The following is a 12,766-nucleotide window of genomic DNA, read 5'->3' on the forward strand; positions in this document are numbered from 1 at the left end:
CATGTCGCTCAGGGCGCGAGCCGCTCGCGCACCCACTTGCCGCCGTCCTGCCGGTAGTGCAGCCGGTCGTGCAGCCGGCTCTTGCGCCCCTGCCAGAACTGCCATTCCGTCGGCACCAGCCGGTAGCCGCCCCAGTGCGGCGGCCGCGGCGGGCGCAGCAGGAACTGCGCGCCGTACTTCGCCGCATTGGCCACCAGCACGCCCCGGCCCGAGATCACCTGGCTCTGCGGGCTGGCCCAGGCACCGATGCGCGAATCGAGCGGGCGGCTGTCGTAGTAGGCGTCGCTCTCGGCCGCGCTGGTCTTCTCGACCACGCCCTCGATGCGCACCACGCGTTCGAGCTCGACCCAGTGGAACTGCAGCGCGGCGTAGGGGTTGCCGGCCAGTTCCTGGCCCTTGCGGCTCTCGTAGTTGGTATAGAAGACCAGGCCCCGCGCGTCGTAGCCCTTGACGAGCACGATGCGCGTGGACGGGCGCAGGTCGCTGCCGACGGTGGCCAGGGTCATCGCGTTGGGCTCGGGCACCTGGGCCGTGATGGCTTCGTTCAGCCACTGGTCGAACTGCTGCACCGGGTCGGCATGCGAGGCTGATTCGTCAAGTTCTGCGCGTTCGTAGCTCTTGCGCAGGGCGGCGATGGAGGTCTGAAGTTCGCTCATGGCGCGCGATTGTGCGCCCGGCTGCAGAGCGCCATTGACGACTGAACATTCATTCGCCTAAGATCGCCGCCGTGAAACCCAAGGACGACGACAAGCAGCAGGCCATTGCGGACGCGACCTTCGCGCTGGTGGCACAGGTCGGCCTGTCGGGCCTGACCATGGCGGCGATTGCGCGGCAGGCCGGCATCGCCACCGGCACGCTGTACGTCTACTACAAGTCGAAGGAAGACCTGCTCAATGCGCTGTACGAGCAGGTCAAGGGCGCGCTGGTGCAGTTGATCACCGAACCGGCGGGTGCAGCCATGCCGTTCCGCGCACGGTTCCAGCGCAACTGGCTGCGGCTGCTGCGCCACCGCCAGGCGCATTACGCCGAGACGGTGTTCATGGAGCAGTACTACAACTCGCCCTGGTTCAGCGAGGCGTCGCGCCAGTTCTCGGCCCGGTTCACGAGCGAATGCCTGGGCTTCTTCGACGAGGCGCGCGCGCAGCAGATCGTCAAGGACGTGCCCACCATGCTGCTGGCGTCGACCTTTTTCGGCTCCGTGCGCGAGACCGCAGGCCTGTTGCGCAGCGGCGATCTGCCGGACACCGAAGCCGCGCTGGCGCAGGCGTTCACGATCTTCTGGGATGGCATCAAGGCCTGACCGCCATGCACGCATCCCCGGCTCCCCATAAATAAGCGAATGAATCCTCATTCATCAACAGTTCTCCCACCCCACGAAAGCACACCCATGGCCACGCTGAACATCAACGGCAAGGACGTCAACGTCGACGTCGACGACTCCACCCCCATCCTCTGGGCCCTGCGCGACACGCTGGGCATGACGGGCACCAAGTTCGGCTGCGGCGCCGCGCTGTGCGGCGCGTGCACCGTGCACATGAACGGCGCGGCGATCCGTTCGTGCGTGACGCCGATCGCGGCTGCGGCGGGCCAGAAGATCACCACCATCGAGGCCGTCGTCTCCGACCGTGTCGGCAAGGCCGTGCACGAGGCCTGGGTCAAGATCGACGTGGCGCAGTGCGGCTACTGCCAGAGCGGCCAGATCATGAGCGCCACCGCGCTGCTGCAGTCCAACGCCAGGCCCAGTGACGCCGACATCGACGCCGCCATGGCCGGCAACATCTGCCGCTGCGGCACCTACACGCGCATCCGCGCGGCGATCAAGGACGCAGCCGCGTCGCTGGCCTGAAACCGGAGAACACCATGCTCTTGCAAAACCTCTCTGCCGACCAGATCCGCGCCATGCTGCCGCCCGCACTGGCCCGCCGCCTGGACGATGACGCCGACAGCGGCACCGCCGGCCTGCCGCGCCGCAGCTTCCTCAAGATGACGGCCGTGTCCGGTTTCGCGCTCGGCGCGTTCCCGCTGCTGGCCGAGGCGCAGGCTCCGGCCGCGGCCGGGCTCAAGCCCGCGCAGCAACCGGCCGCCTTCGTGCAAATCGCCAAGGACGGCATCGTCACGGTGACGGTGAACCGCCTCGAATTCGGCCAGGGCACGCACACCGGCCTGGCCATGGTGCTGGCGGAGGAGCTGGATGCCGACTGGAGCAAAGTGCGCGCCACGCACGGCAACGCGGCCATCGCCTATGCCGACCCGGCCTACGGCATGCACCTGACGGGCGGCTCCACGGCCATCAAGAACTCCTACACCCAGTACCGCGAGCTCGGCGCCCGCACCCGCGCCATGCTGGTGCAGGCCGCCGCCACGCAGTGGGGCGTGCCGGCCGCGTCGCTGGCCACCGAGCGCGGTGTGGTCATCGGCCCCGGCGGCAAACGGCTCGACTACGGCGCACTGGCCGAAGCCGCGATGCAGCTGCCCGTGCCGACCCAGGTCACGCTGAAGGACCCGAAGAACTTCAAGCTGATCGGCCAGCCCACCGGCCGGCTCGACGCGCAGGCCAAGTCCAGCGGCCGGCAGAACTTCGGCATCGACGTGCGCCTGCCCGGCATGCTGACCGCCGTGTGCCAGCATCCGCCCGTGTTCGGCGGCAAGGTGGTGTCGGTGGACGACGCCGCCGCGCGCGCCGTGAAGGGTGTGAAGGCTGTGCTGCGCGTGCCGTTGCACGACGGCGGCGAAGGCGTGGCCGTGATCGCCGACGGCTACTGGGCCGCCAAGCAGGGCCGCGACGCGCTCAAGCTGCAGTGGAGCGACGCCGGCCGCCAGAAGGTCGACAGCACCGCGCAACTGGCCAGCTACCGCGCGCTGGCCGCCAAGACCGGCCAGGTGAAATACCAGGCCGACATGGCGCCGTTGGCCGGCGCGCCGAACAAGATCAGCGCCGAGTTCCACTTCCCCTATCTGGCCCACGCGCCCATGGAGCCGCTGAACTGCACCGTGCAGCTCACCGGCCGCGGTGCGGACGCGAAGGCCAAGCTCTGGGTCGGCACGCAGATGCCCGGCCTGGAAGCCGCCGCGGCGGTGCGCGTTCTCGGCATCAAGCCCGAGAACCTGGCCATGGAGGTGCAGATGGCCGGCGGTGGCTTCGGCCGCCGCGGCCTGCCGACCAGCGACTTCGTGGTCGAGGCCTGCACCATCGCCAAGGCCGCGCAGGCCGCCGGCATCGAGGCGCCGATCCGCACGCTGTGGAGCCGCGAGGACGACATCCGCGGCGGCTACTACCGGCCCATGCACGTGCACCGTGCCGAGATCGGCTTCGACGCCCAGGGCAAGGTGCTGGCCTGGGACCACGTGATCGTCGGCCAGTCCATCATGGCGGGCACCTTCTTCGAGTCGGCCATGGTCAAGGACGGCGTGGACACCACCATGGTCGAGGGCATGCGCGCGCCGTACGACGTGCCGATGCGGCTGTCGGCCCACCACCCCAAGGACAACGTGCCGGTGCTGTGGTGGCGCAGCGTGGGTTCCACCCACACCGCCTACGTGATGGAGACGCTGGTCGACGAGATCGCCCGCGCAACGAAGCAAGACCCGGTCGCCTACCGCATGGCGCTGATGGACGCCAAGGCCACCCGCCACCGCGCCGCGCTGCAGCTGGCGGTCGACCGCTCGGGCTACGGCAAGCGGCAACTGCCCGCGGGCCGGGCCTGGGGCGTGGCGCTGCACGAGTCGTTCGATTCGGTGGTGGCCTACGTGGTCGAGGCGTCGGTGGAGAACGGCACGCCCAAGCTGCACCAGGTCACGGCCGGCGTGCACTGCAACCTGGCGGTCAATCCCAAGAGCGTGGAGGCGCAGATCCAGGGCGCCGCGCTGATGGGCCTGTCGATGTGCCTGCCCGGCGCGGCCGTCACGCTCAAGGACGGCGTGGTCGAGCAGAGCAACTTCGGCGACTTCGTGGTGCCGCGCATCACCGACATGCCGACGATCGCGGTGCACATCGTGCCGAGCGCAGACGCGCCGACCGGCATGGGCGAGCCCGGCCTGCCGCCGCTGGCGCCGGCCTTCGCCAACGCCATCGCGCGGCTGACCGGCAAGCCGCTGCGCGAGCTGCCGTTCAAGCTGGCCTGAGCGCGATGCCGGCTGCGCCCGTCGTGCTGGTGCTGGCCTCGGGCCGGGGCGAGCGCTTCCGCGCCTCGGGCGGCCAGGTGCACAAGCTGCAGGCGCTGCTGGCCGGCAAGCCGGTGTTGCAGCACACGCTGGACGCGGCGCGCGCCAGCGGGCTGGCCTGGCATCTGGAGGATGCAGGTCACCCCGGCATGGGCGACTCCATCGCCGCCGCCGTGCGGGCCACGCAGGGCGCAGGCGGCTGGCTGGTGCTGCCGGGCGATCTGCCGCTGGTCGAGCCGCAGGCGCTGCAGCGCGTGGCCGCGGCACTGGCCCGGGCTGACGTGGTGCTGCCCAGCCATGGCGGCACGCGCGGCCATCCGGTGGGCTTCTCCGTCGCCTGCCGCGACGAGTTGCTGGCCCTGTCGGGCGAGGCCGGCGCGGCCGCCATCGTGCAGGCGCGCAAGCGGGCCGGGCAGGTGCTGGAACTGGCGCTCGAGGGCCCCGGCTGCGTGACCGACATCGACACGCTGGGCGATCTCGCGCGGGCCGAGCGGCTGCTGCTCAGCCCGCCAGCCTGAGCAGCTTCTCCAACGCCTTGTCCCGGATCTGGTGCTTCTTGAGGCTCTCGAAGGTCTCGCGCGCATAGTCCAGCGTGGTGCCGAAGCGCCCGCAGGACTGCATGAACACGCGCCGGTAGTCCTCGTCGCTGAGCGTGCGCGTGAAGCTGGGGCTGTGGCGCGACAGCGTGAACGCCAGCGCCTTCACCGGCCCCTCGGGCGTGGTGCAGTGCAGCCAGCGCGGGTCGTACACGCCCATCAGCATCTCGCGTGCCCAGAGCCGCTCCAGCACGGCCTCGCCATCGCGCTGGGGAATGCGGAACACCACGCCCTGGCAGCTGCCGCCTGTGAGCAGCGCGAACACCAGGCCCGGGCATTCGGGCGTGCCGCGGTTGATGCGGCTCCACATCTTGAGGGCCCGGTGCCAGCCGTGCACGCGCGCCAGGCGGTGCTCGACATGCTCGAACTCCGGACGCCAGATCAGCGACCCGTAGCCGAACACCCAGTAGTCCTGCTGGCCGCCCCATTCGCGCCGGGTACGCTCCAGCATGGGCAGTGGGTCGCGCAGCGGAACGGGGTGGGGATGCGGTGTCACGGCCGCCACTCTAGCAAGCCGCGGCCAGCCCCGTGCTTTGGTAACCCACTGGTAACCCCCTGCAGCCCTTGCGGGGATCATCGAGGGTAGGATCACCGCGCCCCCTCTTCATGTGCCGCCGCGTCTGCTGCGGCCCAGAACGATGAATACCCACACCACTGTCGCCGACGTCACCGACCGCATCCGCGCGCGCAGCGCAGCCGCGCGAGCCGCCTACCTCGAACGCCTGGCCGCCATGGCCGCGCGCACACGCGGCTCCGACCGCATGGGCTGCGCCAACGTGGCCCATGCCGTCGCCGCCATGCCCTCCAGCGACAAGTTCAAGGTCGTGGCCGAGCGCGCACCCAACATCGGCATCGTCAACGCCTACAACGACATGCTGTCGGCGCACCAGCCGCTGCAGCACTACCCCGATCTCGTGAAGGACGAGGCGCGCCACTTCGGCGCCACGGCCCAGGTGGCCGGCGGCGTGCCGGCGATGTGCGACGGCGTGACCCAGGGCCTGCCGGGCATGGAGCTCTCGCTGTTCAGCCGCGACGTGATCGCCATGGCCACGGCCGTGGCGCTCACGCACGACATGTTCGACGCCGCGCTCATGCTCGGCGTGTGCGACAAGATCGTGCCGGGCCTGTTGATCGGCGCACTGCACTTCGGCCACCTGCCCACGGTGTTCGTGCCGGCCGGCCCGATGGCCTCGGGCCTGTCCAACAGTGCCAAGTCCAAGGTGCGCGAGCAGGCTGCGCAGGGCCTGGTCGGCCGCAAGGAACTGATGGAGGCCGAGTCTGCCGCCTACCACGCGGCCGGCACCTGCACCTTCTATGGCACGGCCAACAGCAACCAGATGCTGCTCGAGGCCATGGGCCTGCACGTGCCGAGCACGGCCTTCGTGACGCCAGGCGGGCCGCTGCGCGAGGCGCTCACGCGCGAGGCCGCACGCACAGTGCTGGGCTACGGCACCACGCTGGACGGCCATGCGGCCAAGGCGCGCGGCGTGGTCCCGCCGATCGGCCGGCTGGTCGACGAGCGCGCCATCGTCAACGCCATGGTGGCGCTGCTGGCCACGGGCGGCTCGACCAACCACCTGATCCACTGGGTGGCGGTGGCACGTTCGGCCGGCATCACCATCGACTGGGACGACTTCGCAGCGCTCTCGCACGTGGTGCCGCTGCTGGCGCGCGTCTACCCGAACGGCAGCGCCGACGTGAACCAGTTCCAGGCCGCGGGCGGCACGGGTTACGTGATCCGCGAGCTGCTGGACGCCGGCCTCATGCACGAAGACGTGCTGACCGTGCGCCCCGGTGGCATCCGCGAATACACGCACGAACCGCAACTGGTCGACGCCGCACTCCGCTGGGAGGCCACCGGCGCCAGCAAGGACGAAGCCATCGTGCGGCCGGCTACCGCGCCGTTCAGCCCCACGGGCGGCCTGCAACTGCTGCAGGGCCCGCTGGGCCGCAGCGTGATCAAGGTCTCCTCGGTACCCGACGACCGCCATGTGATCGAGGCACCGGCCCGCATCTTCGATTCGCAGGAAGACCTGCAGAAGGCCTTCTCGGCCGGTGAACTCGAACGCGACCTGGTCTGCGTGGTGCGCTGGCAGGGCCCGCAGGCCAACGGCATGCCTGAGCTGCACAAGCTCACGCCGCCCCTGGCGGTGCTGCAGGGCAAGGGCTTCAAGGTGGCGCTGGTCACCGACGGCCGCATGAGCGGCGCCTCCGGCAAGGTGCCGGCCGCCATCCACCTGACGCCCGAGGCTGCCGCCGGCGGGCCACTGGCCAAGCTGCGCGACGGCGATGTGGTGCGGCTCGACGCCCCGGCCGGCCGGCTGGACGTACTGGTACCCGAAGCCGAATGGGCGGCGCGCCCGCTGGCCACGATGCCCGAGGCCCTGCGCGAGGCCAACGGCCTGGGCCTGGGCCGTGATTTGTTCGCCGGCATGCGCCGCAATGCCGCCACCGCAGAAGAAGGAGCGCCGACATGGCTTTGAACAACAACGACCTGACCGCCCGCGATGTGATGCGCGACGCGCCGGTCATTCCCGTCATCGTGCTGCACGACGTGGCCCATGCCGTGCCGCTCGCACGGGCGCTGCTGGCCGGCGGCATCCGCATGCTCGAGGTCACGCTGCGCACGCCGCAGGCGCTGGCCTCGATGGAAGCCATCTCCAAGTCCGTGCCCGAGGCCGTGGTCGGCGCCGGCACCATCCGCACGCCGGCCGACGTGGCGGCTTCGGTGCGCGCCGGCGCACGCTTCGGCGTCAGCCCGGGCTACACCTCCAAGGTCGGCCAGGCCTGCCGCGATGCCGGCCTGCCGCTGTTGCCCGGCGTGGCCACGGGCAGCGAGATCATGATGGCGCAGGAGGACGGCTTCACCGAACTCAAGTTCTTCCCGGCGCTGCAGGCCGGCGGCATCCCCATGCTGAAGGCCTGGCAAGGTCCGTTCGGCGAGGTCAAGTTCTGCCCCACGGGCGGCGTCAGCGCGGCCAATGCGGGCGAGTTCCTGGCGCTGTCCAACGTGGCCTGCGTGGGCGGCTCGTGGATCGTGCCCAACGACGCCATCGCCGCGGGCGACTGGGGCCGCATCGAGCAACTGGCGCGCGAAGCCGCCGCTCTGCCGCGCGGCTGAGGCCGCGCCCTTCGGCGCAGCGGAACACCGGCTTTCGCAATCGCTGATTGCCGGGGTGGCCGGCGCGCGGGATGATCCGCGGCTTCTGACCAGGAGACGCCGCCCATGCCTTCCATTTCCGCGAGCCGCCGCGCCCTGCTGGCCCTGGCCGCCGCCTGCGCGCTGCCGGCCGCCGCCCAATCGGGCTATCCGTCGCGCCCCATCGTGCTGGTCGTGCCCCAGGCCGCCGGCGGCACCAACGACATCGTGGGCCGCATCGTCGGCCAAAAGCTCGGCGAGGTGCTGGGCGGCAGCGCCGTGGTGGAGAACCGGCCCGGCGCGGGCGGCAACATCGGCACCCAGTACGTGGCGCGCGGCCCCAAGGATGGCCACCAGCTGCTGATGACCATCAGCAGCAGCCAGGCCATCAACCCCTCGCTGTACAAGAACCCTGGCTTCGACCCCGTCCGGGATTTCGTGCCGCTGGGCCTGGTGGGCACCGTGCCCAATGTGCTGCTGGTCAACCCCTCGTACCCGGCGCAGAACCTCACCGAGTTCCTGGCGCTGGCGCGCAAGAGCGGGGCCGACCTGCAGTACGCCTCGGCCGGCAACGGCACCCTGAACCATCTGTTGGGCGAGATGCTCAACAGCATGGCCGGGCTCAAGCTGCAGCATGTGCCCTACAAGGGCGTGGCGCCGGCCTTGAACGACGTGCTGGGCGGCCAGCTGCCCATGCTGTTCGCGAGCCTGCCCTCGGCGCTCTCGCACATCCAGGCCGGCAAGCTGCGCGCCATTGCCGTCAGCGGGGCCAGGCGTTCACCGACCCTGCCGAACGTGCCGGCCATGGCCGAAGCCGTGCCCGGCTACGACGGACAGCTCTGGATCGGCCTGTTCGCACCCACCGGCCTGCCGGCAGCCGTGCAGGCCCAGCTGGAGGACGGCATGCGCAAGACGCTCGCCGCGAAGGACCTGCGCGACAAGCTGGAGCAGCAGGGCGTGGAAATCGCGCCGCCGACCACGCCCGCGCAGTTCGCCGCGCTGCTCAACGACGACCTAGCCAAGTGGGCCCGCATCGTCAAGTCCTCCGGCGCCGCCGTCGACTGATTTCTCCTTCCCTGCACACACCATGACCCTCCCGCTCCAAGGCATCACCGTCGTCTCGCTCGAGCACGCCATCGCCGCACCGTTCTGCACTCGCCAGCTGGCCGACCTGGGCGCCCGCGTGATCAAGGTCGAACGGCCCGAGGTGGGCGACTTCGCGCGCGCCTACGACCAGCGCGTCAAGGGCCTGTCGTCCCACTTCGTCTGGACCAACCGCTCCAAGGAAAGCCTCACGCTGGACCTGAAGAACCCCGACGCCATGGCCGCGTTGCGCAAGCTGCTGGCCGGCGCCGACGTGCTGGTGCAGAACCTGGCGCCCGGCGCCGCTGCACGCATGGGGCTGGACTACGCGACGCTGAGCCAATTGAACCCGCGGCTGGTCGTCTGCGACATCTCCGGCTACGGCGAGGACGGCCCCTACCGCGACAAGAAGGCCTACGACCTCTTGATCCAGAGCGAGGCCGGCTTCCTCTCGGTCACCGGCACGCCGGAGCAGCCCAGCAAGGCCGGCAATTCGATCGCCGACATCGCGGCCGGCATGTACGCCTACACCAACATCCTGGCCGCGCTGCTGCGCCGCGCCAGCACGGGCGAGGGCGCGCACATCGACGTCTCGATGCTGGAATCGCTGGCCGAGTGGATGAGCTTTCCCATGTACTACGCGTTCGACGGCGCCACGCCGCCGCCGCGCAACGCGGCCTCGCACGCCACGATCTACCCCTATGGCCCGTTCCAGGCGGGCGACGGCGGCACCGTGATGCTGGGCCTGCAGAACGAGCGCGAGTGGAAGGTCTTTTGCGATGTGGTGCTGCGCGACACGCCGCTGGCGACCGAGCCGCGCTTTGCGAGCAACGCCCAGCGCAATGCCAACCGCGCCGCGCTGGCGGCGCGGATCGACGAGACCTTCTCGACCTTGTCGACCGACCAGGTGCTCGCGCGGCTGGACGAGGCACAGATCGCCAATGCACGCATGAACGACATGGCCGGTCTGTGGGCGCATCCGCAGCTCAAGGCGCGCGGGCGCTGGCAGACCGTCGGCTCGCCGGCCGGCGAACTGCCGGCGCTGCTGCCGCCGGGCCGCAGCAACCGCTGGCAAGCCCGCATGGACGCGGTGCCGGCTGTCGGCGAGCATACGGAAGCGCTGCTGCGCGAAGTTGGCCTGGATGCGGCCGCCATCGCTGCGCTGCGTGCCGCCGGCGCCATCTGAGGCCCGGTTTTTCCACCCCCACAGATCGAGACCAAGGAGACCGCATGAAGTTCTGTTCCCCCACCGGCGTCCGCCGCTGCGCGGCCCTGGCCGCAGTGTTGCTGCTGCAAGGCGCGGCCTGGGCACAGTCCGCCTGGCCCGAACGGCCGGTGACCCTGGTGGTGCCGTATTCCGCCGGGGGCCCGACCGACGTGGTGGCGCGCATGCTGGCCATTCCCATGGCCAGGACGCTGGGCCAGCCGCTGGTGGTCGAGAACACCGTGGGCGCCGGCGGCACCATCGGCCCGGCGCGCGTGGCCAAGGCCCAGCCCAACGGCTACACCATCCTGATCCACCACATGGGCATGGCGACCGCGCCGGCGCTGTACAAGAAGCTGCCCTACGACCCGCTGAAGGACTTCGAGTACATCGGCCAGGTCATGGACGTGCCGATGACGCTGCTCTCGCGCAAGGACTTCCCGGCCAACACCTTCCCCGAGCTGCTGGCCTATGTGAAGCAGCACAAGGACAAGGTCACGCTGGCCAACGCCGGCATCGGCGCGGTCTCGCAGCTGTGCGGCATGCTGCTGGCACACCAGATCGGCGTGGATCTCACCACCGTGCCCTACAAGGGCGCTGGCCCGGCGCTGGCCGACATCATGAGCGGGCAGGTCGACCTGATCTGCGACCAGACCACGCAGACCGTGCCCGTCATCAAGGACGGCCAGCGTGTCAAGGTGTTCGGCGTGACCACGCCCAGGCGCCTGGCCAGCCTGCCCGACGTGAAGACGCTGGACGAGCAGGGCCTCAAGGGTTTCGACGTGAAGGTCTGGCACGGCGTGTACGCACCCAAGGGCACGCCGCCGGAGGTGCTGGCCAAGATCAACCAGGCCCTGCGCAGCGCGCTGCAGGACGACATGGTCAAGCAGCGGCTGGCAGACCTGAGTTCGGAGATCGTGCCCATGGACAAGGTCACGCCCGAGGGGCTGCGCAGCCATCTCGCGGCCGAGACCGAGAAGTGGGGCAAGGTGATCAAGGCGGCCGGCGTCAGCGCAGAGTAGCGCTGCGCGGCGCAGGCGCCTGCCGGCGGTTCAGCGCAGGCCGCCGCCGCTAGCCTCGTCCGCGCGTTGGATCAATTCGACCTTGTAGCCATCGGGGTCGGTCACGAAGGCGATCACCGTGGTGCCGCCCTTGACCGGGCCGGCTTCGCGCGTGACCTTGCCGCCGGCGGCCTTGATGCGCTCGCAGGCCGCGTAGGCGTCGGGCACGCCCAGCGCGATGTGGCCGTAGGCCGTGCCGAGCTCGTAGCTTTCCACGCCCCAGTTGTAGGTCAGCTCCAGCTCGGCATGGTCCGGGTTGTTGCCATAGCCCACGAAGGCCAGCGAGTACTTGTACTCGGGGTTCTCCGAGGTGCGCAGCAGCTTCATGCCGAGCACCTGCGTGTAGAAGTCAATCGAGCGTTGGAGGTTGCCAACGCGCAGCATCGTGTGGAGTAGTCGCATGCGGCCATTTTGCCGCGGCCCCGGCCTCACCGTGCTTCGAACACCAGGCAGGTGGTGGTGGCGTGGGCGTAGAGCTTGTCGTCCGGCCCCACGATGCGGGCCTCGGCGGTGGCCAGTTGCCTGCCGCTGTGGATCACCTTGCCAATGGCGCGCAGCGGGCCGCTCTTGACGGTGGCGGCGCGCACGATGTTCAGGCCCAGCTCGGCCGTGGTGTAGCCGCGGCCGGCGGGCAGGGTGGTGTGCACGGCGCAGCCCAGCGCCGAATCCAGCAGCGTGGCGAACCAGCCGCCGTGCACACTGCCCAGCGGGTTGTAGTGCTTGAGCTGCGGCGTGCCCTGGAACACGGCCATGCCATAGCCGACCTCGACCAGGGCGAAGTCCAGCGTGTCGGCGATGTGGGGGTAGGGGAGTTCGCCGGCCAGCATGGCCTGCATGGTCTGCAGCCCGGTCTTGCCGGCGATCTGCTCGGGCCGGGCCAGTCCGGCCTTGCCGCCACCCGTGCGCATGCGCAGCACGGTGGCGTCGAGTTCCTGCTCCCACCGGACACGGGTTTCTTCTTCTGTGCTCATGTCTTCTCCGTCGATTGCAGCCACAACTGTTGTAGCTACAATCATTCTATGGGAACCGCGCTCCAGGCCAAGGCCATACCGCAGGGTTGCACCCATTTGCAGCTGCGCCAGCTCATGCGCCGCGTGGCGCGGCTGTACGACGCCGAACTCGCCAGGGCCGGGCTCAAGACCACGCAGTTCTCGCTGCTCAGCGCGCTGCACAAGCTGGGCCCGGTCCAGCCCGGGCAGCTGGCGAAGACCTTGCGGTTGCAGCCGTCGACGCTCACACGCAACCTGCAGCCGCTGGTGGCCGCGGGGTGGGTGGAGCAGGGCCCTGGCGGCGACGGCCGTAGCCGCCTGGTGCAGCTGACCGACGCCGGCCGCGCCAAGTGCGCGGAGGCGCGCCAGTGCTGGAAATGCGCCCAGCTGGAGCTCAACCGCCTGCTGGGCGATGCGCGTGTGGCGGCGCTGCATGCGCTGTTGCAGGAATCGCTGGCGCTGCTGGCGCCGGAGCCGGCGGACCCGGCCGAAGACGCGGCCGAAGACCCGGGCTGAGGCGGCCGGACGGCCAG

General features: G+C 70.2%; 14 protein-coding genes. 10 read left to right on the top strand and 4 right to left on the bottom strand.

The window, feature by feature from the left end; all coding sequences use genetic code 11:
- Window positions 1-8: 8 nt before the first annotated feature.
- Entirely contained in the window at window positions 9-656 is a 648-nt protein-coding gene (pdxH, locus tag DES41_RS12760) for a pyridoxamine 5'-phosphate oxidase (RefSeq protein ID WP_114468028.1), read from the bottom strand.
- A 71-nt stretch (window positions 657-727) separates the two neighbouring features.
- On the opposite strand from pdxH, the gene DES41_RS12765 reads away from it, so the two are divergent.
- The 4 genes from DES41_RS12765 (at window position 728) to DES41_RS12780 (ending at window position 4,679) form a co-directional block, all read left to right on the top strand.
- Complete coding sequence (locus DES41_RS12765) at window positions 728-1,300, top strand: TetR/AcrR family transcriptional regulator (RefSeq protein ID WP_114468029.1); 573 nt, start codon at window positions 728-730, stop codon at window positions 1,298-1,300.
- A gap of 87 nt (window positions 1,301-1,387) precedes the next feature.
- Entirely contained in the window at window positions 1,388-1,846 is a 459-nt protein-coding gene (locus tag DES41_RS12770) for a (2Fe-2S)-binding protein (protein ID WP_114468030.1), read from the top strand.
- A gap of 53 nt (window positions 1,847-1,899) precedes the next feature.
- Entirely contained in the window at window positions 1,900-4,122 is a 2,223-nt protein-coding gene (locus DES41_RS12775; protein ID WP_245965709.1) for a xanthine dehydrogenase family protein molybdopterin-binding subunit, read from the top strand.
- A gap of 5 nt (window positions 4,123-4,127) precedes the next feature.
- Entirely contained in the window at window positions 4,128-4,679 is a 552-nt protein-coding gene (locus DES41_RS12780; protein ID WP_114468031.1) for a nucleotidyltransferase family protein, read from the top strand.
- Here the strand turns inward: DES41_RS12780 and DES41_RS12785 are convergent.
- On the bottom strand, window positions 4,663-5,208 hold the full coding sequence (locus tag DES41_RS12785) for a gamma-glutamylcyclotransferase (protein ID WP_245965710.1): 546 nt from the start codon (window positions 5,206-5,208) through the stop codon (window positions 4,663-4,665). The two genes, DES41_RS12780 and DES41_RS12785, sit on opposite strands and share 17 nt — an antisense overlap.
- A 187-nt stretch (window positions 5,209-5,395) precedes the next feature.
- Here DES41_RS12785 and edd point away from each other — a divergent pair, with 187 nt between their 5' ends.
- From edd to DES41_RS12810, 5 genes are all read left to right on the top strand, one after another.
- Window positions 5,396-7,240 carry a phosphogluconate dehydratase gene (edd, locus tag DES41_RS12790; protein WP_114468033.1) on the top strand — a complete coding sequence of 615 codons (1,845 nt, stop codon included), beginning with the start codon at window positions 5,396-5,398 and terminating at the stop codon, window positions 7,238-7,240.
- Window positions 7,231-7,878, top strand: coding sequence for a bifunctional 4-hydroxy-2-oxoglutarate aldolase/2-dehydro-3-deoxy-phosphogluconate aldolase (locus tag DES41_RS12795; RefSeq protein WP_114468034.1), 648 nt, complete (start codon window positions 7,231-7,233; stop codon window positions 7,876-7,878). Before edd ends, DES41_RS12795 begins: the two co-directional genes overlap by 10 nt.
- Window positions 7,879-7,983: 105 nt before the next feature.
- Window positions 7,984-8,961, top strand: coding sequence for a tripartite tricarboxylate transporter substrate binding protein (locus DES41_RS12800; RefSeq protein WP_114468035.1), 978 nt, complete (start codon window positions 7,984-7,986; stop codon window positions 8,959-8,961).
- Between the two features lie 22 nt (window positions 8,962-8,983).
- Window positions 8,984-10,165 carry a CaiB/BaiF CoA transferase family protein gene (locus DES41_RS12805; protein ID WP_114468036.1) on the top strand — a complete coding sequence of 394 codons (1,182 nt, stop codon included), beginning with the start codon at window positions 8,984-8,986 and terminating at the stop codon, window positions 10,163-10,165.
- A gap of 44 nt (window positions 10,166-10,209) precedes the next feature.
- Window positions 10,210-11,205, top strand: coding sequence for a tripartite tricarboxylate transporter substrate-binding protein (locus DES41_RS12810; RefSeq protein ID WP_114468037.1), 996 nt, complete (start codon window positions 10,210-10,212; stop codon window positions 11,203-11,205).
- A gap of 30 nt (window positions 11,206-11,235) precedes the next feature.
- Here DES41_RS12810 and gloA read toward each other — a convergent pair whose 3' ends face one another.
- Together gloA and DES41_RS12820 are read right to left on the bottom strand one after the other, a co-directional pair.
- Window positions 11,236-11,646 carry a lactoylglutathione lyase gene (gene gloA / locus DES41_RS12815; RefSeq protein WP_114468038.1) on the bottom strand — a complete coding sequence of 137 codons (411 nt, stop codon included), beginning with the start codon at window positions 11,644-11,646 and terminating at the stop codon, window positions 11,236-11,238.
- A 26-nt stretch (window positions 11,647-11,672) separates the two neighbouring features.
- The gene (locus DES41_RS12820) at window positions 11,673-12,215 is read right to left on the bottom strand and encodes a PaaI family thioesterase (RefSeq protein WP_211332965.1); all 543 of its coding nucleotides are present in this window, start codon (window positions 12,213-12,215) and stop codon (window positions 11,673-11,675) included.
- 48 nt (window positions 12,216-12,263) lie between these two features.
- On the opposite strand from DES41_RS12820, the gene DES41_RS12825 reads away from it, so the two are divergent.
- Window positions 12,264-12,749: a MarR family winged helix-turn-helix transcriptional regulator gene (locus DES41_RS12825; RefSeq protein WP_114468040.1), complete on the top strand. Its 486-nt coding sequence runs from the start codon at window positions 12,264-12,266 to the stop codon at window positions 12,747-12,749.
- Window positions 12,750-12,766: the final 17 nt, after the last annotated feature.

This window comes from Pseudorhodoferax soli, assembly GCF_003337555.1.
Classification (GTDB): Bacteria; Pseudomonadota; Gammaproteobacteria; order Burkholderiales; family Burkholderiaceae_C; genus Pseudorhodoferax; species Pseudorhodoferax soli.

What these genes read in the sequence shown, in the direction of transcription:
- edd (WP_114468033.1), top strand. Translation starts at nt 5,396, where the DNA reads ATGAATACCCACACCACTGTCGCCGACGTCACCGACCGCATCCGCGCG.
- DES41_RS12800 (WP_114468035.1), top strand. Translation starts at nt 7,984, where the DNA reads ATGCCTTCCATTTCCGCGAGCCGCCGCGCCCTGCTGGCCCTGGCCGCC.
- DES41_RS12775 (WP_245965709.1), top strand. Translation starts at nt 1,900, where the DNA reads ATGCTGCCGCCCGCACTGGCCCGCCGCCTGGACGATGACGCCGACAGC.
- DES41_RS12810 (WP_114468037.1), top strand. Translation starts at nt 10,210, where the DNA reads ATGAAGTTCTGTTCCCCCACCGGCGTCCGCCGCTGCGCGGCCCTGGCC.
- DES41_RS12825 (WP_114468040.1), top strand. Translation starts at nt 12,264, where the DNA reads ATGGGAACCGCGCTCCAGGCCAAGGCCATACCGCAGGGTTGCACCCAT.
- DES41_RS12805 (WP_114468036.1), top strand. Translation starts at nt 8,984, where the DNA reads ATGACCCTCCCGCTCCAAGGCATCACCGTCGTCTCGCTCGAGCACGCC.
- gloA (WP_114468038.1), bottom strand. Translation starts at nt 11,646, where the DNA reads ATGCGACTACTCCACACGATGCTGCGCGTTGGCAACCTCCAACGCTCG.
- DES41_RS12820 (WP_211332965.1), bottom strand. Translation starts at nt 12,215, where the DNA reads ATGAGCACAGAAGAAGAAACCCGTGTCCGGTGGGAGCAGGAACTCGAC.
- DES41_RS12785 (WP_245965710.1), bottom strand. Translation starts at nt 5,208, where the DNA reads ATGCTGGAGCGTACCCGGCGCGAATGGGGCGGCCAGCAGGACTACTGG.
- pdxH (WP_114468028.1), bottom strand. Translation starts at nt 656, where the DNA reads ATGAGCGAACTTCAGACCTCCATCGCCGCCCTGCGCAAGAGCTACGAA.
- DES41_RS12795 (WP_114468034.1), top strand. Translation starts at nt 7,231, where the DNA reads ATGGCTTTGAACAACAACGACCTGACCGCCCGCGATGTGATGCGCGAC.
- DES41_RS12770 (WP_114468030.1), top strand. Translation starts at nt 1,388, where the DNA reads ATGGCCACGCTGAACATCAACGGCAAGGACGTCAACGTCGACGTCGAC.
- DES41_RS12780 (WP_114468031.1), top strand. Translation starts at nt 4,128, where the DNA reads ATGCCGGCTGCGCCCGTCGTGCTGGTGCTGGCCTCGGGCCGGGGCGAG.